The organism is Paenibacillus sp. OK003 (genome assembly GCF_900109515.1).
Classification (GTDB): Bacteria; Bacillota; Bacilli; order Paenibacillales; family Paenibacillaceae; genus Paenibacillus; species Paenibacillus marchantiae.
In genome coordinates this window covers 43,238-64,062 of record NZ_FOBD01000013.1, presented here as the reverse complement: position 1 = coordinate 64,062, position 20,825 = coordinate 43,238, and the positions used below count along the sequence as shown (strand labels likewise).

16 protein-coding genes are annotated in these 20,825 nt (G+C 47.5%); 13 read left to right on the top strand and 3 right to left on the bottom strand.

What is annotated here, in order from left to right:
- Window positions 1–30 precede the first annotated feature (30 nt).
- Together BMW94_RS20155 and BMW94_RS20150 are read right to left on the bottom strand one after the other, a co-directional pair.
- Window positions 31–1,572 carry a DHA2 family efflux MFS transporter permease subunit gene (locus BMW94_RS20155; RefSeq protein ID WP_091000743.1) on the bottom strand — a complete coding sequence of 514 codons (1,542 nt, stop codon included), beginning with the start codon at window positions 1,570–1,572 and terminating at the stop codon, window positions 31–33.
- Between the two features lie 8 nt (window positions 1,573–1,580).
- Window positions 1,581–2,216 (bottom strand): biotin/lipoyl-containing protein, encoded by a 636-nt coding sequence (locus BMW94_RS20150; RefSeq protein WP_091000742.1) that lies wholly within the window; start codon window positions 2,214–2,216, stop codon window positions 1,581–1,583.
- Window positions 2,217–2,416: 200 nt separating this feature from the next.
- Between BMW94_RS20150 and BMW94_RS20145 the strand changes: the two genes are divergently transcribed.
- Together BMW94_RS20145 and BMW94_RS20140 are read left to right on the top strand one after the other, a co-directional pair.
- Window positions 2,417–2,887 (top strand): hypothetical protein, encoded by a 471-nt coding sequence (locus BMW94_RS20145; protein WP_091000741.1) that lies wholly within the window; start codon window positions 2,417–2,419, stop codon window positions 2,885–2,887.
- A gap of 125 nt (window positions 2,888–3,012) precedes the next feature.
- Entirely contained in the window at window positions 3,013–3,219 is a 207-nt protein-coding gene (locus tag BMW94_RS20140; protein WP_063564738.1) for a YwbE family protein, read from the top strand.
- A 115-nt stretch (window positions 3,220–3,334) separates the two neighbouring features.
- Here the strand turns inward: BMW94_RS20140 and BMW94_RS20135 are convergent, their stop codons facing one another.
- Window positions 3,335–4,771, bottom strand: coding sequence for a hypothetical protein (locus BMW94_RS20135; RefSeq protein ID WP_091000740.1), 1,437 nt, complete (start codon window positions 4,769–4,771; stop codon window positions 3,335–3,337).
- A 369-nt stretch (window positions 4,772–5,140) separates the two neighbouring features.
- Between BMW94_RS20135 and BMW94_RS20130 the strand changes: the two genes are divergently transcribed.
- The 11 genes from BMW94_RS20130 to BMW94_RS20080 all read left to right on the top strand — a co-directional run bounded on the left by BMW94_RS20130 (window position 5,141) and on the right by BMW94_RS20080 (window position 20,801).
- Window positions 5,141–6,940 (top strand): sensor histidine kinase, encoded by a 1,800-nt coding sequence (locus BMW94_RS20130; protein WP_091000739.1) that lies wholly within the window; start codon window positions 5,141–5,143, stop codon window positions 6,938–6,940.
- Window positions 6,915–8,534, top strand: coding sequence for a response regulator transcription factor (locus BMW94_RS20125; protein ID WP_175480776.1), 1,620 nt, complete (start codon window positions 6,915–6,917; stop codon window positions 8,532–8,534). Before BMW94_RS20130 ends, BMW94_RS20125 begins: the two co-directional genes overlap by 26 nt.
- A 174-nt stretch (window positions 8,535–8,708) precedes the next feature.
- Window positions 8,709–9,695, top strand: coding sequence for an ABC transporter permease (locus tag BMW94_RS20120; RefSeq protein WP_091000737.1), 987 nt, complete (start codon window positions 8,709–8,711; stop codon window positions 9,693–9,695).
- Between the two features lie 17 nt (window positions 9,696–9,712).
- Window positions 9,713–10,621 (top strand): carbohydrate ABC transporter permease, encoded by a 909-nt coding sequence (locus BMW94_RS20115; RefSeq protein ID WP_091000736.1) that lies wholly within the window; start codon window positions 9,713–9,715, stop codon window positions 10,619–10,621.
- A gap of 182 nt (window positions 10,622–10,803) precedes the next feature.
- Window positions 10,804–12,330: an ABC transporter substrate-binding protein gene (locus tag BMW94_RS20110; protein ID WP_091000735.1), complete on the top strand. Its 1,527-nt coding sequence runs from the start codon at window positions 10,804–10,806 to the stop codon at window positions 12,328–12,330.
- 122 nt (window positions 12,331–12,452) lie between these two features.
- Window positions 12,453–13,151 carry a hypothetical protein gene (locus BMW94_RS20105; RefSeq protein ID WP_091000734.1) on the top strand — a complete coding sequence of 233 codons (699 nt, stop codon included), beginning with the start codon at window positions 12,453–12,455 and terminating at the stop codon, window positions 13,149–13,151.
- Between the two features lie 329 nt (window positions 13,152–13,480).
- On the top strand, window positions 13,481–15,226 hold the full coding sequence (locus tag BMW94_RS20100; protein ID WP_091000733.1) for a sensor histidine kinase: 1,746 nt from the start codon (window positions 13,481–13,483) through the stop codon (window positions 15,224–15,226).
- 89 nt (window positions 15,227–15,315) lie between these two features.
- A complete protein-coding gene (locus tag BMW94_RS20095; RefSeq protein WP_091000732.1) occupies window positions 15,316–16,938 on the top strand; it encodes a response regulator in 1,623 nt (540 codons plus the stop codon).
- Between the two features lie 124 nt (window positions 16,939–17,062).
- Window positions 17,063–18,754, top strand: a complete 1,692-nt coding sequence (locus BMW94_RS20090; protein ID WP_091000731.1) for a type 2 periplasmic-binding domain-containing protein — start codon at window positions 17,063–17,065, stop codon at window positions 18,752–18,754.
- Window positions 18,755–19,002: 248 nt separating this feature from the next.
- A complete protein-coding gene (locus BMW94_RS20085; RefSeq protein ID WP_062321959.1) occupies window positions 19,003–19,893 on the top strand; it encodes an ABC transporter permease in 891 nt (296 codons plus the stop codon).
- Window positions 19,894–19,922: 29 nt separating this feature from the next.
- The gene (locus BMW94_RS20080) at window positions 19,923–20,801 is read left to right on the top strand and encodes a carbohydrate ABC transporter permease (protein WP_091000730.1); all 879 of its coding nucleotides are present in this window, start codon (window positions 19,923–19,925) and stop codon (window positions 20,799–20,801) included.
- Window positions 20,802–20,825 lie beyond the last annotated feature (24 nt).

Here is a 20,825-nt window from a genome sequence, read left to right as displayed (position 1 = left end):
TGTATAGAGGGTTAGAGGTTGCCAGCGTATTTAGCGTTCAGGCTTGACTTTACGAGGACGGGAGCGAGCCCGCCGCAGGAACAATGACAGAAACAGACCAATGATCGAAATCCAGGTCGCTACAATGAAAGCATCGTTAATGCCTTCAATGGTTGACGTCTGAACAGCAATACCATAGAGCTGCTGTAATGCTAGACTGGTACCTTGTTCAGGTGGCATTCCCGCCGCAGTAGCCATTTGCGTGCCCAGCATACCGACTTGTTCTGTCAGTGCGACATTGGTTGTGGTCACGGTATTGCTGTAATCGGCCAAATGAATGCCTGCACGTGTCGCCATTACGGTGATGAGCAGCGCGGTTCCGATTGAGCCTGCGACCTGTCTGACCGTATTGGACATGGCCGTACCATGACTGGTGAGATGAGGCGGCAATTGGTTTAACCCCTCTGTCTGTACAGACATCATCAGCATGGACATGCCGAAGCTGCGGAACGTGTATAGCATCATGATGTGACCATAAGGTGTCTCCCCCGTCAATTTGCTAAACTCAAAGGTGGTGATGGCGGTAATGATCAAACCAACAATGGCTAGGGGGCGAGAGCCGATTCGGTCAAACAGGGCACCTGAGATGGGAGACATGACGCCCATTAGCAATGCGCCAGGCAGCAGCAATAACCCGGATTGCAATGGAGAGAAGCCCCTTATATTTTGCAGATAGATCGGTAACAGCAGCATGCCGCCAAAGAGTGCCATGTTAATCGTTGCACTGACCAGCGTCGAGATGGTGAAGATGTCGTATTTGAATACACGAAATTCCAGCAGAGGGTTCTTCATGGCCGTTTCTCTGAGAACAAAGAAGACGATGAAGAGCACGCCGATGATCAGTGTCAACAGCACTGTCGCACTGGTCCAGCCTTTATCTCCTGCAGAGCTGAATCCATATAACAGAAAGCCGAAACCGATGGTGGAGAATAAAGCGCCAAAACCATCAAATTTCGGTGAAGTAAGCTTGGACACATTTCTCAGCCAAATAAAGGCAAACAAAATATCAAGCAAGGCAAGCGGGATGACCATATAGAACAGAATCCGCCATGTATAGTGTTCCACGATCCATCCAGATAACGTCGGGCCAATGGCCGGAGCAAACATCATGGCAATGCCCATCGTGCCCATGGCGGTTCCCCGTTTCTCAGGAGGGAATACAGTCAGAAACACGTTCATAACCAAAGGCATAATAATACCGGCCCCACTGGCTTGTACGATACGACCGATGAGCATGACCGTAAATCCAGGACTGATGGCACAGATCAACGAACCTAACGTAAACAACAGCATCGCAGTCACGAACAATTTGCGGGTTCCGAACGACTCGATCAAGTAGGCGGTAATCGGTATGAGTACCCCGTTCACCAGCAAATAAGCTGTGGACAGCCACTGCACGGTCGTTGCGGAGACATTGAAGTCATTCATCAGATGGGGGATGGCTACATTGAGCAAAGTCTGGTTCAGAATGGCGATAAAGGCGCCAAGCAGCAGGACAGCAATGGTTTTCCCAAGAGGTACTTGATTATCCATCGGCAGCCTTAGATATGAACGCGCACGGTAGCGCTCATGCCGGGAACTACACCCAGTCCTTTATATCCTTCGATCGTAATGATGATCGGGATGACTTGTGTTACTTTGGTGTAATTCGCATTGGTATTGGACGACGGCAGCAATGAAAAGGAGGACGCCGTGGCAAGTCCGATCTGGTCTACTTTGCCTGTCAATGTGGTGTCTGGAAACGCATCGACATATACATCGACGATCTGACCTGCTTTAATTTTATCAATCGCGGTCTCGTCCACATTGGCCGTCACGTACAGGTTATTGAAATCATAGGCCCGTGCGAGGGGCGTACCGGCAGATACTAGCGAATTCTCGACGGCGGTCTGTTGTACGATGGTGCCATTGACAGGCATCGTCACGGATGTGGATTTTCCTGCAGCAGTGACAGTGGCAACGGTATCACCTGCATTAAATGTTGTTCCCACCTTGCCTTTCCAGGATCGAAGCTCACCGCCTACTGCGGAAGCCACGGAGATCGGCTGCCCGGTAACAAGTGCATTATCGGTTTTAACGTAGCTGGTGGATTGGTTGTAATAGTAGATCCCGGCCGCTCCGGCTCCCAAAATCACCAGTATAACAATGATATTGATCAAAATGGCGCGTGAATTCATGCTGATCATTCCTCCTCAATTCGGTTTTCTGTATACCTTCTCTACAATCGGTGCTGAAAGTCTTCTGCTGACAATCCTGTTTGGAGCATTCCCGCTACTTTGTCGCTCTATACGAAACAAGATGAAATATTATTCGCAGAATAGGGCACCAATATATTGATTAAGGCTGCCTACAGGCGGATGATAAGGAGGATGCTCATATGTTGATCATTTTGGTGGTAATTGTTGTTATTGGGGTTGTGTTTCTGATGATTTATAACTCCAGATCGTCCCGCAAGGCTGCAGAAGCAAGAGCTTCCAAAATAGCAGAGGTGGATAAAGGGCCTGTCCTGCTGCATGAAGAAGATCAAACCCGGAAGGAAGACCGAATTTACGCAGAGGCAGAGCATGCAGAGGTTTTGGAGCATGAGGATCACAGGCAAACGGAGATTCACCATATGGATTCCACTTCCCAGGTGACCCCTTCACCTCAGAAAAAGGAGACACAGACGACAGATGGTGATCAAGCTTACCGTCAAGCGTTGCTTCATTTCCGTAAACCTGCTGAAGTGGAAGAGGAAGCGGTGCTGACGGAGACAAAAGAATCTGAAAAGAGTGCAGATGAAGTCTATCGATCAGCTCTGAAAGTGATGAAAAGCAAATCTTCTGATCCCTCTTCAGAGCGGAAATAACAGTTCAGTTATGTTTTTGAACATTGGACATGGCTTTCGTTTTCAATCCAAAACGTCTACAATAGATGAAGCTTTGTAAATTAGGGCTGCATGACATGGAATACGTTGAAGAGGAGAGGAAACCCATGAACGGACAACAACGCGTAAATATCAAACCGGGTCTTGAAGTGGATATCGTGCTCAAGCAAGATCAGCCGACAGGCAAACTGACACGTGGTATCGTGAAGGATTTGTTGACCAAATCGCCTACACACCCGCATGGAATCAAAGTACGTTTGACCAGTGGACAGGTAGGGCGTGTGAAACAAGTCGTTACAGGAGCATCGGAATGAGCCGGTGCCCGAGGTTGTCACATGATGGTTCATCTGGCCGCAATGAGCAAGGATGAGCTTTGGCAATGGGCACGTTTACGTACGTCTTTTCAGTTCGAATAAAATGGTCTCGCAATCAGATTAGAAAGATAGCCACAATGGTAGTAACTGTTAATCCCAGCAGTACCGGCTTCAGATTACGTCGTGCCAGTTCAAATGGACTGACTCCGCAAATGGCAGCGGCTGGAATTAAGGCCCATGGAATTAAGGTCCCACCGCCTACCCATATGGCGGCGACCTGACCCAGTGCCGTCAAGACAGGTGCGGAATCTGCCGTGCCTGCAAACATGGACGCAATGGAGCCGACCAGGGATATTCCAGAGAACCCCGAACCATCCATTCCCGTGACTGCTCCGGTCACAGTCATCGTTATAGCACCTACCGTATTATTCAATGGCACTAACCCTGCTAGAGCAACCCCTAAATCATTCACAATCCCGTGTGAACCAGCAGGCAGCGGGTTGTTGAACAGTTCTTTGATCGCAGCATCCCCAAGATAAAAGAAAGCGGCAATTGGTATGACAGGACCAAACACCTTGAACCCGAACTGAAATCCTTCAATTAAATAGTTTGTTGTTTCTTCCGGACCTGTATGACGATGCGCGGCAATTGATACGGCAATCAGAATGAGCACGGCTGTTCCACCAATTAACGCTGTGGCATCACCGCCTTGAAGTTTAAGTAAAAACATCAGAATGACATCGACTAAAAATAACAATGGGATAATTAAAGCAAATACCTTTTGCAAACGTGGCGGCATTGGTTGACGTGGAACGGCTGGCATCTCGGAAATCGGCGCAGAGTCTGACGAAGGTGGATGGACGGTTACGGCTTCACTAGAGATCGGATCACTAAGTTTAACGGGGGAAATTGACTTCATCTCCTTGCGCAGCATCCAGAATGCGGTTACCGTTGATACTGTCCCCATCACGATGACAAGCGGGATACTTGCAGTCATAACAGCGGTAACGGGAAGTCCAGCTGCATCAGCTGTCAGTTTGGGTGCCCCTTGGATAATGTAATCCCCTGATAAGGCAATTCCATGCCCGAACAGATTCATGGCAATGGCAGCGCCGATGGGAGAAAGTCCGACTCGTACTGCTACCGGAAGAAGTACAGCCCCAACGAGAGCAACGGCAGGTGAGGGCCAGAAGAACAGTGATACGATCATCATAATAAATCCAATTCCCCAATAGGCGACCTGTGGAGAACGGATGAACCGGGTAAGCGGTGTCACCATGACTTCATTGATCCCCGTCCGAATTAACACCCGACTCATGGCGACAATGATCGAGATGATAAAAATGGTGCTGAGCAGCTCTTTGGCTGCGTAGATAAAGCTGCTGAAGATGCCGGAAACCGATCCGCTTAATGTTTCGGTCGCGAGGAGTCCAATGGTCATAATACCTGCCACACAAATGATGGTTGTGTCTCTACGCCGAACCATGACGGCGATAATCAAGACGATAAAAGCCAGATATACATAATGCAATGGGACGAGTTGAATATTCATCGGACATGCCTCCTTACATCCTTGGTGTCAATTCAAGGAGTGGTATATCGTATGCATGTCATCACCGGGCGTTCGTGGAGTGTGGAGCAGGATTTTTTTTACAGATGGAGAACTAATTAGAGCATGGACCCTCGAACACGTACTTTAAGCCAAGAAGTGCAAGTCACCAGAATTGACAGTAATAGGTCACGGAACCACATAGACAGACGCAAGCAAGTATGACTACAATAAACATGCCATTATAAGGAAGAAGATGGAAGAAACACAGAGGTGGAGCATCGAAAAACAGGAGAAACACTTGATCCTGATAGCGGTTAAAACGTAGTGTAAAAGAACTGAAATCCAGATTAGACAAAAGGGCGGGAATTCATGAATTTCATCCGTTCATTGCGCTTTAAGTTTATTGTGGGTCTGACATTGATCATGCTGCCGCTATTCATGCTGCTATATTACAACAACGTATATGCCATGAAAGTTGTGCGTGATCAAGTGTCTCTCACCAATATGAATCATCTTGCGAAAAGTGTGGAGCAGAACGAACGCGTGCTGCAGGAGACCAATCGGTATTTATACAGTCTGGGCGAGCGTGACCCGGATATTATCTCGCTGTTTTTTCTGAAGTACGGCAGCGGCGATTACATTATTGCAAAACAACGCATTATGAACAAATTCATGACCGATATCGGATTTTATAATCTGATCGATTCATTTTTTCTGTACGATACTGTGAATGACGATCTGTTACTCGCTACTTCAGGCAATTATGATGTCAAAATGTCGGTTGTGCAGGAGAGCATGCCGGTACAAATCCAGCAGCTGGAGGGGGAAATCCAGAAGCCAGAGTGGAGCATCGTTCGGGGGGGCACTTGGAATGCCTTGGTCAAAACGGTGCGGATCAACGCCCAGTTCTATGCAGGGGCACTGGTGGACATGAACGCACTGAATCACCCCGAGCAATTCACGGAATCCGGTGACCGGGGAGGTGCAGTCATCGTGGGGGCGGATGGCGGGGCGCTGTCTGATTCAGCCCTGAACTCGGCACAAATCAAACTGGCTGCAGCCCATATTACTGGACTGAATAATCCATACCAGGTGATCTCTGAAGTGACATCCACAGGCAATGCACGTCAGTATCTGATGCTTGGCATTCCCTCAGCTATGTCTGAGATGAATTATATTGTGCTGCTGCCCGAGGAGGATATGATGCGAAACCTGCCATTTTTTCAGCAGATCATTCGCCTGCTTCCGATTGGTGCAGCGGTCATCCTGATTACAGCTATGATCTTCCTCAGGCAGCTTCTGTTCCGTCCAATGAATGTGCTCATACGCGGCATGAGGAGGGTTAGCCGTGGAGAACTTGATGTAAGGCTTGAGACGCCGGCTTCATCTGAACTGGAGTTTGTCACGCACAGCTTCAATCAGATGACAAGTGAGATCCAGCATCTGAAGATTGATGTGTATGAGGAGCAATTGCGGACGAGGGAAGCAGAGTTTAAACAATTGCAGATGCAGATTAATCCTCACTTTTACCTGAATTCATTGAATATCATTCATAGCCTGGCTTCCTTGCAAAAGCATGAGCTGGTGCAGCAGATGGCTGGTCATCTGGCAGATTATTTCAGGTTCAGCCTGCGTGCAGGCAAACGTGTCATTCGATTGGATGAAGAATTGGAACATATCAGTCATTATTTGGAGATCCAGAAGCTGCGGTTTCCAAACAAGCTGGATTTCGTTCTGGATGTTGAACCGGATCTTGGGCACTATGTGCTGCCGCCCTTAACGATTCAGCCTTTTGTGGAGAATGCTATCATTCATGGTTATCAGCGACGCACAGAGCCATTTGTTATTCGCATAACAGCACGCAAGTCGAAAACGTTATCTGATCCTGCGCCATCTTCGGTTCTTCAACTTGCGATTACGGATAACGGTGTTGGATTTGAGCAAGAAATACTGGAGCGCCTGCAACAGGGGCATTACGCCGAAGATCCGGGGGGACAACACATTGGCATCTGGAATGTTATCCATCGGCTGCTTGTAAAATACGGCGAACATGCCGGATTGCAGTTTAGCAATCAGACTGAAGGAGGGGCAGCAGTCCATATTCATATGCCCGCCCAGACGGAAGAGGAAGAAGGGAGAGCCTATGCGGAACCTGTTGATCGTGGATGATGAAGTATACGCCCTGCAAGCGATGGTGGAAGGGGTGGACTGGAGCCTGGCCGGAATTGACCAGGTATTCAGTGCTGGTGATGCGGAAGAGGCGAGAGTGCTGATGAAAGCCCATCCCATCGATATTATGATCTGTGATATTGAAATGCCGGGTGAAACGGGACTGGATCTGCAGAGCTGGGTGTTAAAGCATGATCCCGGCATGCTGACGATTTTTCTTACAGGGCATGCCCTGTTCGATTATGCCCAAACGGCAATCAAGCTGAACAGCTTCGATTATGTACTGAAACCTGCTCCCGCAGACCAGTTGCTCAAGGTAGTGAGCCAGGCCATGGACAAAATCAAGGATGGCGAGCAGCGTTCCCGCACCAATGAAGTATATGAGACCGTGTACAAACGCTGGCAAACGCATAAACCGCTGTTAACCGAGCGTTTCTGGAAAGACGCCATCTCACAGCGCGTAACCTTAACCCAGCAAAAGCTTCAGGAGCTGGCCGAGGTCTATGGAGCCGAGATTGATCCGCAAGTGCGACTGTTGCCCATTGTCATATCTGTCGAAGAATGGGTGCGAGACTTTGATCTGCGTGATGAGGAAGTCCTGGAATATGCGCTTCGCAATGCTGCCAAGGAAATGCTGCTTGGTGACAAACCCGGTGAAGTGTTTCAGGACCACAGTGGGCTAAATATTGTGCTTGCATACGAACAGGATGGGATCGTACCTACGGCGAGTGAAGTGGCACAAGGATGTCAGAGCTATATCCAGGAGTGTGGTACGTACTTTTATTGCCGATTGTCCTGTTACGTCGGAGTCCCGGTTGCTGTTACAGATTTACAGGGGATGCTGAATGAGCTGATGGACATGGAGCGTCGCAATATCAACGAGCTTGAAGGGGTCTTCATCTATGACGAGGTGGGCCGGGATACGGAGGACCGCTTTCTGCCGATACCGTGGTTTTCCGAGCTGTCCATCCTGTTCGAAACGGGAAAGTTTGACGACCTGCGCGAGCGTGTAGATGAAATCTTTGAATTACTGGCTGCACAGGAGCGTTTGTCACCCGAAATTCTGCGCTTGTATTATCATGCGATGCTGCATGTAATCTACCCGTTGCTTCATCAGAAGAATGTATCTGTACGCAGCCTGTACCCCGGAGAACGGGAGCCGGAAGAAAACGTTGTGACACGTTCGTTGCCCCAGCTGAAGCAGTGGACATCAGACCTGATCAGTCGTGCGATCCCGGTTTTGTACCCGGACGATCACAGTCCAATGACCATTGTGGACCAGTTGTGCATTTACATTGAAAATCATATTGGTGAAGAGCTGATGCGAGAAGAACTTGCATCCTTTGCCGGATTTAATCCGGCCTATCTATCCCGCCTGTTTCGTAAAGAAAAGGGCATGTCGCTTTCCGAATTCATTCTCCAGCGCAGAGTAGCCAAAGCGAAGACGTTATTGGCCCAGTCTACCGTGAAGGTGACGGATATCGCAGGCAAGGTCGGGTACTACAATTACTCTCATTTTACGAAAATGTTCAAAAAGTGCACGGGCATTACCCCACAGGAGTTTCGCAAGCAGTCCCGAACGGTACAGATTTGACGCAGCATGCTGCGTCTTTTGTTTTTTTGTGCCCTAAAGTCATAATTTGATCAGTGAACAGGTCACCACAGCAGATAGTGGACCTGAACGCCCCGCCGTATACTTGAACCACAGGAGACACAGCGGTGTTTCATCCTGAGGATGAAATTCAAGAGGAGTGAGGGAGAACAAGTTATGAAGACACAACCCCAGGCGGGTAAGGCAGCACGTCTATCGGATGGAAGGGACATACCGGTTCGAAAACGAAAGTCTGTCCTGTACAATCTAGGTAAATTCAAGGTTTTGTATCTCATGTTTTTGCCAGGCATTCTATTTCTGCTGGTGAACAACTATATGCCGATGTTCGGCGTTCTGATTGCATTCAAAAATGTAAACTATGCCGACGGCATTTGGGGCAGTCCGTGGAGCGGCTGGGATAATTTCAAGTATTTGTTCTCCACCAGTGATGCTTGGGAGATCACACGTAATACGCTCGCATATAACACCGTATTTATTGCGCTGAATTTAGTTGTAGGTGTAGGGCTTGCGATATTGTTGAATGAAGTGAAGAACAAGGCAATGTCCAAATTGTATCAGTCCCTCATGCTGCTTCCATATTTTCTCTCGATGATCGTAGTCAGCTATCTGGTGCTCGCGTTTCTGGGCAAGGATTCAGGCTTCATGAACTCGACGATTCTTCAGATCTTTGGCGGACAACCAATTGACTGGTATTCAGAACCCAAGTATTGGCCGTACATTTTGCCGCTGGTGAATACATGGAAGAATATCGGTTATTATGCGGTCATTTATCTGGCAGCAGTGGTAGGTATCGATGAGGAATATTATGAAGCGGCCGTGCTGGATGGTGCGAGCAAGTGGCATCAGATTCGCTTCATTACCGTTCCGTTTCTCGTGCCGCTGATCGTGATTATGACATTGCTTCAGATCGGTCGTATTTTCTACGCGGATTTCAGTCTGTTCTACCAGGTTCCGCTGGAATCAGGCGCATTGTTCCCGGTCACGAACGTCCTGGATACGTATGTATACCGAACCTTCCTTATTGGGGGCGATATCGGGATGTCCTCGGCAGCCGGGCTGTATCAGGCTGTTGTCGGATTTGTACTGGTTCTCGTATCCAATACCATCGTTAGGAGAATGGACAAAGATAATGCATTATTTTGAGAGGAGGCAAGCCAGCTGTGAAATCACGTGATCCATTAGCCGTGTCGCGGCGTTCCGCGTCTATCATACACGCTATGTTTATATTCTATGCCATTGCCTGCATCGTGCCGATCCTGCTTGTCTTCGCGATCTCATTCTCGGACGAGACGACAGTCATTGCGAACGGGTATAAGCTGATTCCGGAGAAATTCAGCCTGACGGCCTATGATTTTCTGTTCAAAGATATGGATCAGATCATCCATTCCTATGGCATTTCAATTATCGTAACCGTGATAGGTACAATAACGAGTGTAGCACTGACGGCATTGTACGCGTACCCGCTTTCCCGGAGGGATTTGCCGTATCGCGGGTGGTTCGCCTTTTTCATCTTTTTCACCATGCTGTTCAATGGCGGCCTGGTCCCTTGGTATCTCGTCTATGTAAACGTACTGGATTTGAAAAACTCGATTCTGGCACTGATCATGCCGCTGCTGCTGTCACCGTTCTTCGTGCTGGTCATGCGTACGTTCTTCGCCAATTCCATTCCGTTATCCATTCTTGAATCGGCACGGATTGATGGAGCGGGTGAATTGAGAACGTTTACACGTATCGTGCTTCCGCTCTCCCTTCCGGTGATGGCGACCGTTGCACTGTTCAGCACATTGAATTATTGGAACGACTGGTATCTCAGCATGATTTTTATATCTGATAACCGGACGATCAGTCTTCAGTACCTTATGTACCGGACGCTGCTCGATATTCAATATTTAACATCCAACTCCAATGTCTCTTCACAGATTTCATCACAGGGCATATTGCTGAATCTGCCGAATAAAACACTGCAAATGGCGATGGCTGTTGTCGGTATTGGTCCAATCGTACTGGCATATCCATTCTTCCAGCGGTATTTCATCAAAGGTCTTACAGTAGGCGCAGTGAAGGGGTAACTCCGGCCGGTTAGCGGAGAGGGCAACGGATCATCGAAGATGGACCTGAGAGGGCATATACAAAAAGCAGCGAGTACAGTCTCGCCGGAGGGCCGGCAAAGGAACGGACTTTTGCAGATTGGGGAACATTGCGAATTGGGGCAATCGGTTGCAGGGTCCAACATATGACGGGAGGGGTTCAATTGGTAAGAACGTTTAAGGTATGGCCGCGTATCGCGGCAGCAGTTGTGGCGCTGAGCCTGGTGCTGGCAGGTTGCTCATCGGACAAAGGCGGAAAAACACCGGAAGCACAGGGTGGCGGTGCAGCGGAGAGTGGAGGCAAGCCCTATGAAGTGACGCTGTATTATCCGGGAACACCACAGAAAGATGTGGCTCTGGTCGAAGCTGAGATCAACAAAAGGATGGAGCCAAAGATCGGCGCAACACTCAAGATTAATGCGATCGACTGGGGTCAGTGGGATAACAAGCTGAACTTGATGATTTCTTCCGGCGAAAAAGCGGACATTATTTTCACGGCGGCTTGGCAAAATTATACCGTCAATGTGGCAAAAGGTGCGTTCTTGCCGCTGAACGATCTGCTTGACAAGTATGGGCAGGATATCAAAAAAAATCTGGATCCAGCCTTTTTGGAAGGCTCCCAGGTGGATGGCGTAAACTATGGTGTTCCTACCAACAAAGAATTGGCAGCAACTCGTGGTGTACTGGTACGCAAAGATCTGGCTGACAAATACAAGCTCGATCTGACCGCAGTGAAAACATGGGCTGACTTGGAACCGCTGCTCAAAACGATCAAGGAAAATGAGCCGGGCATCACTCCATTCTATATTTCCAATACCAGTGGTAACGGGCTGCTTGAGAATCTGGACTGGGATTATCTGGGCGATGCATCCGTTCCAGGCGTCATCTCCAAAACCGCGGGTTCAACGAAGGTACTGAACGAAGTAGAGACCCCTGAATTCAAGGAAGCCGCTGAGCTTGCACGCAAGTGGTATCAGGCTGGATACATTAACAGTGATGCAGCAACTTCCAATGTGTTCCCGAAAGATCAGGCCAAGGCAGGCAAGGCTTTCCTGTGGACCGATGGCATGAAGCCGGGCAAGGATAAGGAAGAAGAAGGGTACGTCGGATATCCACTGACCCAGATTGAGATGACCCAGCCTACGATTACAACCGGAGATGCTTCTGGTGCGATGCTGGCGATCTCCCGTTCCTCGGAGCAGCCGGAGAAGGCGATGCAAGTCATTAACCTGCTGCATTCCGACAAAGAAATCAACAACCTGCTCAACTTCGGAATTGAAGGCACACATTATGTGAAAAAAGAAGGACAGGACAACATTATTACCCTTCCGGAAGGGGTAGATGCTAACAGTCGCACATACAATCCGGGCGCACAATGGCAGCTGGGTAACCAGTTCCTGAACTATCTCTGGGATAATGAAGATCCGCAGAAATGGGAAAAGTTCAAGGAGTTTAATGCCAAAGGTGTTAAGTCACCTGCACTGGGCTTTACGTTCAACAGCCAATCCGTCAAAAACGAAATTGCTGCGGTCAACAACGTGAACAAACAGTTTAAACCGGGTATGACCTCGGGTGCAGTAGATCCGAACGAGATGATTCCGAAATATCTGGAGAAGCTGAAAGCCGCAGGTATTGATAAAATCATTGCAGCCAAACAAGAGCAGCTCGACGCATTCCTGTCGAAGAAGTAGACTGGAGTTGCAAAACCAAAGACGTGTTCGGTTAAAAACCGAAGCGTCTTTTTTTATTTGGATTGTAAACCATAATAAGGAAAAATATGATATAATCAGGTGGCTGATTAGGGGGTGTTCGTGTGTCGAGAACCAGACTTGTGTTCTCTGCGATGTTATTGCTGTTTGGTATCATTTTTACGTTTAAGCATCACCTCGGTTTCTCTGTGGGGGACACGATGTTGTCTGCTATAGGCATGTCACCTTATACCACATCCTACGTAAGTGGTGTGCATATCACGTTATTTTTTGGAATGGGTATATTAGCGTGCAGCTACTATCTTACACGCAAAGAAATATTGCCATTATATCCGGTTCTGGCCAAACGGCTCTGGCTGATCGTTCTCGCGATTGTTCTCAGTTATTCCTACATGACGGATAAATTGATGTATGTAGCCAAATGGGGGGCTTCCGGTATCCATGGTGTTTCCTATGTTCAAAATGATAGCTCCTGTACCTATGATGTACTGGACAATGGCATTACACGAGTAAACTGTGACCTGACACTCAAAAATTACACCCGAGAGCCTGTAGCAGCTGTTCTCTTGCCTGACTTGGCCAGCAGTTACAAACACCAGGATGATCCGCTCTATAAATCCCTGCAATCTGTCCAGCTGAAGCCTGTGCATGTAGAGATTGAGCCGCATGGAACATTTAAAGGTCAACTGGCATTTTCCGGTTTGGCAGGCTCCCCGCTGCGAGTCAAAGGAAAGCTAACCGATATTGTAATGGATGTCGCCGTAGATGGAGAGAATACCGTGTTTGACTACGATATTCCATAATGATTTTGCGTTAGCAAGGTAGAATAAATACATAAGAAGAGCATTGAGAATTAGAAGAAATGAATCAATATACAGTGTTTAGGAAGGAGCTGGCAGTTGTCGGCTCTTTTTTGCGTGGAAGTTGCAATTAGTGCAGAAAAGTTGGTTTTGTCACCTTTATGCATGGATATGGTAACGCTTACGATATATATATAGAATCTCTTAAATTGATTAAGTCAGGAATAACAGATGAGCTGTGAAGCGGATTCGCTTAAAAAAAAGTTTATGTTTAACGCTTTCATCGTTAAAATTAGATTCACTGACTAATGAAGGCAAGGTGAGGTAAGCAGATGTCATACCGGACGAATCTATTTTCCAAAATGGTCATTTTAATTCTAATTATGCTGGTTCCAGTCGTACTGCTCTACTGGTATTCCAACCATAAAACGACAGCAGTTCTGCGGGATGAGCTCAATCGCTCCAACAGCAACCAACTGGAATTTTTTCAAAATCAGGTGAACACACACATCGAGTTATTATCCTCGTGGCCAAATCTGCTCATCCATGATCCCGATATTGCGAGCTTCCGGCGGATTTATGGGTACAGCACATACTTTGATCTGGATACGATCAATCTGGTTAAACGTATTCAGAACAAGCTGAGTATTCAGGAGAGTTCGTCCAATTGGACAACGAAATTATACCTTTATTCTCCCACGCTCGGCAGAGTCATCTCTGAACGAGATGCTGGCTATTACGATCAGCAGACGCTGCGAGGCAACATATCATCTGGATGGAATGTTCGAAAGCTTCAGGAGGAACAGGATGATCGATTCATTTTCAGTTGGATCACTGTATCTCCATACGGCATTAACGATCCTGCAGCCAATGCGCAGACCGTGATTAAGCTTGAATTCGATAGTGACAACATTCGAGATATGCTGGACAAATTCAAGGACGATGGTCGCCATGATCCGTTTTATTACCGGGAAGAGACGGGGGTTATCTATAATCGAACCTCGGATCGTGCCCTGACAGGTCAGCTGATGGACAAGCTGGCCATTGATAAGCTGAAGGATGTGGATAACCGGACGGTAGTCATTGACGGCGAGCCTTACATGGTTAATACGGTAAAGTCCAGCACGACAGGCTGGTATCTGGTTGATTACATGCCACTATCGGCTATTCTGAAGCCGATTCATCAATCGAATATACTATTTTATTCAGCGATGATCTGTTTGCTATTAATGAGCTTTGCCGTGGCCTATCTGTTATATGTACAGGTTCAAGTCCCTGTCAAACAGTTGATTCGTGGATTCCAACGATTGAAGCAGGAGGATTATTCAGTCCGAATTACGCCCAAAGGACGCAATGAATTCAGCTTTTTGTCCGAGCGATTCAACTCCATGGTGGCGCAGATTCAGCAGTTGTTTGAACACGTGTATCTGGAACAGATTCATGTGCGTGAAGCCCGGCTGAAACAGCTGCAATCGCAGATTAATCCACACTTTTTCTATAATTGTTTCTCATTCATTACAAGCATGGCCAAGTTGAAGCGTGTCGATGCCGTGGTTGCCATGTCGCATAATCTGTCTCGGTACTATCGGTATACGACGAGACAGGAGCGTGATGTGGTGCCGCTGATGGAGGAAATTGAGTTCGTCACCTGTTATCTGGAGATTCAGCAGATGCGTATGGATCGAATACGTTTCAAAATCGACTTATCGGAAGACATCCTGAGGCAGGAAGTACCTCCTCTCATCGTACAACCACTGGTGGAAAATGCGGTTATTCATGGCATTGAAGCCGATGCCGAAGCTGGGGAAATACGGGTGTCGGGAGAACAAAGAGATGGCATGATGATTCTTACCGTAGATGACGACGGACAAGGTATGGATGAGATGGCCAGGCAGATGCTGCTCCATAAACTCACAGGCGGTATGGATCAAGAGATGGGATGTGGGTTGTGGAACGTCAACCAGCGTCTTCAGCTCAGGTATGGAGACCAGGCGGGAATTAGCATTACGGAATCACCGCTTGGTGGACTGCGTGTTACCTTGTCCTGGCCCGCTGACGAAGAACATTTTCTTGAATAGAAGGATAGACATAGAGACGCCATAGGACTACAGCATGATCGCTATAGAAAGAATACATTGCATAACGAAGCAAATAGGGAGTGACTGTGTTGATTGATATTTTACTGGTGGATGATGAAACGTATGTTACTGAAAGTCTGGAATTGACTATTCCCTGGGGAGAGCTCGGGGTTACGACGGTCTTGCGTGCGGCTTCTGGCAAGGAAGCGCTGCAGATCTTGGAAGAGAACGCAGTGGACCTCGTGGTGACCGATATTCGAATGCCGGGCATGTCTGGACTGGAGCTGATTGAGGAGGTAAGCAGTCGATGGGCGCATATCCGCTGCATCCTGCTGACCGGGCACAGTGATTTTCAATATGCCAAGAAAGCTATTCAGCTGCAGGCTGCCGATTATATTCTCAAGCCGGTGAACGATGAGGAATTCATGGCTTCGGTCTCCGCCGCCATCACGTCCCTTCGGGATGATTGGGATGAATTTGATAAATACCATCGGTTGTTATACAGCCGGAAGTCAGATTATAAAATTTTACGGGAGAATCTGTTGCATGACCTGTTGCTGGGCCGCGAGATTACAGCTCGGGCACTGGGTGAACAGCTTGAGAAGTACGAGATTGTGCTCCAGCCCGATCAACCGGCAGTAATGATGCTGATTCGCCTTACAGGCCGGTTCTCGGCAATGGATCAGCAATCATTGGATTTGATGGAGTTTGCCGTTGGCAATATTGCCGAAGAGGTGTTTGGTCCCCATTATAACGTGTGGTTTGGGCGTGGTCCTCATGAGAGTCTGGTCATGATGATACAGAGTCCGGACTGGACGGAGCCTGTGCAGACAAATGTGGAAGAACTGAAACAGCCAGTGGGGACTTTCCGCGAGCATGTGATTCGATATCTGCAAGGCGATCTGTCCATGGTGGTCACAGCACCGTTTCAATTTGCCGATCTGACGACCGCTTATCGTAAAGGTTTAGGATCACTCGTTCTATCGGGTCCAGAGGAAAATACGATTATTTACATGGATAAAGAGCTGTCCAAACGGCCGGAGAACGATGCGGCACAAGCGCTTGAAGAGCTCTATAAACCCCCCGTACTGCCTCAATTGCTTGAAACCAAACAGTGGGAGGCAGCGGCACGTAAACTGAATGCTGTCTTTGATGCAGCAGAGCGCGTATGTCTCTCCAGAGAGCATGTATATGAGATGTATTTGTCTGTAACGAATGCCTTTATGTATATCGCGCACAAGCAGGGGCATCTCGTACATGAGATTGATCATGCGGGATTTGACCTGCTGCTCGCGCATCAGTTGATTCAATCCCCTGACAAGCTTCGCCGCTGGGCGATGGACATGCTTGCCAAGTTGCAGGAGGAACTGTCGGATCAGGAAGGTGTGCAGAGTCGCCGCCATGTTATCAAGCAGGTTCAGGAGATGGTAACCAGAGACACCGGGCAGGATCTGTCCGTGAAGATGATCGCAGACAAGGTGTATCTGCACCCTGTATATCTGTCCAAAATCTACAAAGCCGAGACAGGTGAGGGGTTGGGAGATTATATGATCCGTATGCGGATGGAGCGTGCTTTGTATTTGCTCAAAAATACGAACAAAAAGATATACGAGATTACCAGTGAGCTAGGATACCAAAATCCGCAATATTTCAGCAAAATGTTCAAAAAGCATTACGGCATGACACCGAATGAATATCGGGATCAGGCATAATTTCAACATCATTCCAATATATAGGTTGCCAAAGGTGCAGAAATCTTGTTTTCGTGACATAGGCTGAAAGACCTGGCAGGCCTATAATGAAAGGGTAACCAAAATGATTAAGGGGGAACAACAAATGAGAGCGAAATCTACAAAAAAGAGATGGCTACCGCTCCTCGCTACGACAACCTGTCTCGCTGTCATCCTATCTGCATGTGGAGGAGGCAACAGTGGCGGTGAGAACGCGGGTTCGAGCACGTCAGCCGTTGAAAACGAATACAAAGAAAAATATGATCCAGCAGTAACGATTACAACAGCATGGGGAATCGACCCTGAGCTGAAATTTAAAAATGGCGAATCGATGGAAAATAACGTGGCAACCAAGTGGGCCAAAGACAAATTTGGAATTGAAATCAAATCCTTGTGGTCTGTGACAGATACGAACAGTGCATTCGCAACCAAACTTCGTCTTGCCATGTCTTCCGGCCAGGAAATGCCGGATGTTGTGACAATAGGGCAGCCGGATAATTTAGTTGCTCAAGATTTGATTGATTCCGGCATGTATCAGGAAGCGGGCCCACTGTTCGACAAATATGCTTCCGACACATGGAAAAAAGCGATGGAGCAGGATCCCAATGTCTGGAACCAGTATAGCCGTGAAGGCAAAAGAATGGGTATTCCTGTACTGGACTATGCCTACAACAATGACTACCTGCTCTGGATTCGTCAGGATTGGCTGGACAAGCTGAATCTGAAAGCACCAAAAACCATTGACGAACTGGAAACCGTAATGGAAGCCTTCAAAAACAAAAATCCGGATGGATTGGCTCCAGACAAAGTTACTCCAATGAGCATTGGTTTCAAAAAATCCATGAACACATGGATGGGAGATCCATCCTGGATCTTTGGTGCATATGGCACCTTACCGCAACAATGGAATGTAGGAGCAGACGGCAAGTTGGAGTACGGCTCCATCAATTCGGGCATGAAGCAAGGTCTGACCAAATTGAATGAATGGCTCAAAAAAGGATATATCCCGCAGGAAGCAGCGTTGTGGGATGAAAACAAAACGGCAGAGCCGGCAGTTGCAGGTACTGCTGGCATTATTCCAGGTCCATACTGGATGAGCGGATGGCCATTGAACGATACGGTGAAGAATGTCCCAGGTGCCGTGTGGAAACCAATTGCAATTCCGGCAGGCTCTGATGGTAAAGCAATGCGTCATGGTACACAATTTGTAAATGGTGTTACGCTAATTAAAAAAGATATGGAACATCCGGAAGCATTCTTCACATACCAAAACTATCTGTTTGATAATTACGCAGATCCGAAGCCAGGCAGTGAATATGATAACGGTCTATTTGCAGGCTACGACTATCAATTGGATGGAAATGGAAAACAAAAACGGTATGAAGAAATTGATGGCGGGCATGTCAACGTTGTACGTTATTTGCTCGTGCGTGATGGTGCCCGTATTCCGGACGCTCAGATAAAAGCTCTGATGAATCTGGCAGATGGTAAAGAGCCGGAAACCAAGCTGGAAAAAGATGTTGCCGCGAACTATGGTAAGGAAACCCCTGCCGCAGCGAAGGTGTTACTGAGTCAGGAAGAAATCTCTTACAAAAACATGTTCACAGGTCCTACAACGCAGACGATGAAATCGAAGCTGGACTATTTGAACAAAATTGAGAATCAGGTCTTCAATGAAATCATCTATGGCAAAAATCCGGTAGATGCGTTCGATACATTTGTACAAACGTGGAAATCGGGTGGCGGTGACCAAATCACACAAGAGGTCAACGAATGGTATGACAGTGTGAAAAAATAAGGATACAGGGGCGTGCAGACCAACCAGGTCTGCACGCTTTTTTTGTCGTTATGAGAGCTTGATTTGCTTGCGGGAGGTGCATGTCAGTAGTAAATGAATGACTCCAATGACAGCGAGTCCAAACTGGTTGCTTTTGTGCCATTTATATTGCTTTTATGTGCTGTTTGACCTATGCAAACGGTTGATATAATCGCAGTATAAGCCACTCAGGGAGCACTTGAGTAGGAAGAATTACAGGGGGAGCAATCATGAGAACTTTAAAACGAACTTGGCCATTCCACGTAATGCTGCTGCCAGCCATCATCTTTCTGATTATATTCAGTTATGTGCCTATGGGCGGAATTGTTATGGCATTTCAGAACTACAAACCATGGCTCGGCATCAGCGGCTCGGAGTGGGTCGGGCTTGATAATTTTAGATATTTGTTTGAACGCGAGGACAGCCTGCAAGTCATTTGGAATACACTGATCATTGCTGTGCTCAAACTCATCTTTAATTTGTTTGTCCCGTTTGTGTTCGCGATTCTGCTCAATGAGGTTCGCAAGATGGCGATTCAGCGAACGATCCAAACCTTGGTGTATCTACCTCACTTCTTGTCTTGGGTTATCCTTGGCGGAATTCTGATTGATCTGTTATCCACTGGAGGACTGGTGAACCGGGTACTCGGGACATTTGGACTTGGACCATATTTCTTCCTTGGCGATAACAGCTGGTTCCGACCGACGATCATTCTAACGGATGTGTGGAAGGAATTCGGCTATAACATGATTGTCTTCCTGGCTGCCCTTGCCGGCATTAACCCGGCGTTGTATGAAGCAGCAGAGATTGACGGAGCGGGTCGCTGGAAGCAGACGCTGCATATTACCATCCCGTCTCTTGTACCGATGCTGATGGTGGTTGGAACACTGGCACTGGGTAACGTACTTAACGCCGGGTTCGATCAGATTTTCAACCTGTACAACCCGCTGGTATATCAAACGGGCGACATTATTGATACATTCGTTTATCGCTCGGCGCTGGAAAATGGAGAGATGGGCTTCGCGACCGCCATTGGATTATTTAAATCGGTCATCAGCATGGTCTTGATCCTTGTATCATACAGCTTAGCCAAAAAATACGCCGGATATCGCATATTCTAATCGAATGAACGGAGAAAGAAGGGACCACGATGTATCATAAATCAACGCCTTATCGCGTGTTCAACGTCATCAACATTTGTTTTCTCATTTTGGTTGCCATTATGTGTATTGTACCGATGATTCATGTTCTGGCTGTATCCTTCAGTAACAAGGCTGCCGCAGACGCCAACCTCGTCAGTCTCTGGCCAGTAGGGTTCTCACTTGAAGCATACAAAAAAACGATGAATAATCCCATTTTCCTAAACTCTCTCTGGATTTCCTTACTGCGCACAGTCATTGGTACGGGGATTACGTTGCTGATTACCTTTTTGGCGGCGTACCCGTTGTCAAAAGAAAATAATGAATTTAAAGGAAGAACCGTCTATTCATGGATTTTTGTTTTTAGTATGATCTTCAATGGGGGACTCGTTCCCTTCTATATGGTCATCCAGAAGATCGGCCTGATGGATTCCTTCTGGGTGCTGGTGCTTCCGGGAGCTGTTAACACCTTCCTCGTTATTCTGATGCTAAACTTCTTCCGGGGTATTCCGAAAGAGCTTGAGGAAGCGGCGCTGATGGATGGAGCCAATCATTTCAGAACGTTGTTCAGTATCTTCCTGCCGATTTCGATGCCATCGATCGCAACCATTGCACTGTTCAGCATGGTGTTTCACTGGAACTCATGGTTTGACGGATTGCTCTACATGAACAATGCCAAGGATTATCCGCTGGCTACTTTCATGCAGACCGTAATTATCAAACGTGATATGAGTACGATGGCTATGAACCCGAAAGAGATGGAGAGCATTTCTCAAACCACAGTAAGAGCGGCACAGATATTTATCGGAAGTACGCCAATCCTCATTGTGTATCCATTCCTGCAGCGCTTCTTTGTCAAAGGTATGACCTTGGGTTCGGTTAAAGGCTGAGACTGCATCTAAATTAAACGGAGG

What these genes read in the sequence shown, in the direction of transcription:
- BMW94_RS20140 (WP_063564738.1), top strand. Translation starts at nt 3,013, where the DNA reads ATGAACGGACAACAACGCGTAAATATCAAACCGGGTCTTGAAGTGGAT.
- BMW94_RS20145 (WP_091000741.1), top strand. Translation starts at nt 2,417, where the DNA reads ATGTTGATCATTTTGGTGGTAATTGTTGTTATTGGGGTTGTGTTTCTG.
- BMW94_RS20090 (WP_091000731.1), top strand. Translation starts at nt 17,063, where the DNA reads ATGAGAGCGAAATCTACAAAAAAGAGATGGCTACCGCTCCTCGCTACG.
- BMW94_RS20135 (WP_091000740.1), bottom strand. Translation starts at nt 4,771, where the DNA reads ATGAATATTCAACTCGTCCCATTGCATTATGTATATCTGGCTTTTATC.
- BMW94_RS20150 (WP_091000742.1), bottom strand. Translation starts at nt 2,216, where the DNA reads ATGAATTCACGCGCCATTTTGATCAATATCATTGTTATACTGGTGATT.
- BMW94_RS20155 (WP_091000743.1), bottom strand. Translation starts at nt 1,572, where the DNA reads ATGGATAATCAAGTACCTCTTGGGAAAACCATTGCTGTCCTGCTGCTT.
- BMW94_RS20085 (WP_062321959.1), top strand. Translation starts at nt 19,003, where the DNA reads ATGAGAACTTTAAAACGAACTTGGCCATTCCACGTAATGCTGCTGCCA.
- BMW94_RS20130 (WP_091000739.1), top strand. Translation starts at nt 5,141, where the DNA reads ATGAATTTCATCCGTTCATTGCGCTTTAAGTTTATTGTGGGTCTGACA.
- BMW94_RS20125 (WP_175480776.1), top strand. Translation starts at nt 6,915, where the DNA reads ATGCGGAACCTGTTGATCGTGGATGATGAAGTATACGCCCTGCAAGCG.
- BMW94_RS20120 (WP_091000737.1), top strand. Translation starts at nt 8,709, where the DNA reads ATGAAGACACAACCCCAGGCGGGTAAGGCAGCACGTCTATCGGATGGA.
- BMW94_RS20100 (WP_091000733.1), top strand. Translation starts at nt 13,481, where the DNA reads ATGTCATACCGGACGAATCTATTTTCCAAAATGGTCATTTTAATTCTA.
- BMW94_RS20080 (WP_091000730.1), top strand. Translation starts at nt 19,923, where the DNA reads ATGTATCATAAATCAACGCCTTATCGCGTGTTCAACGTCATCAACATT.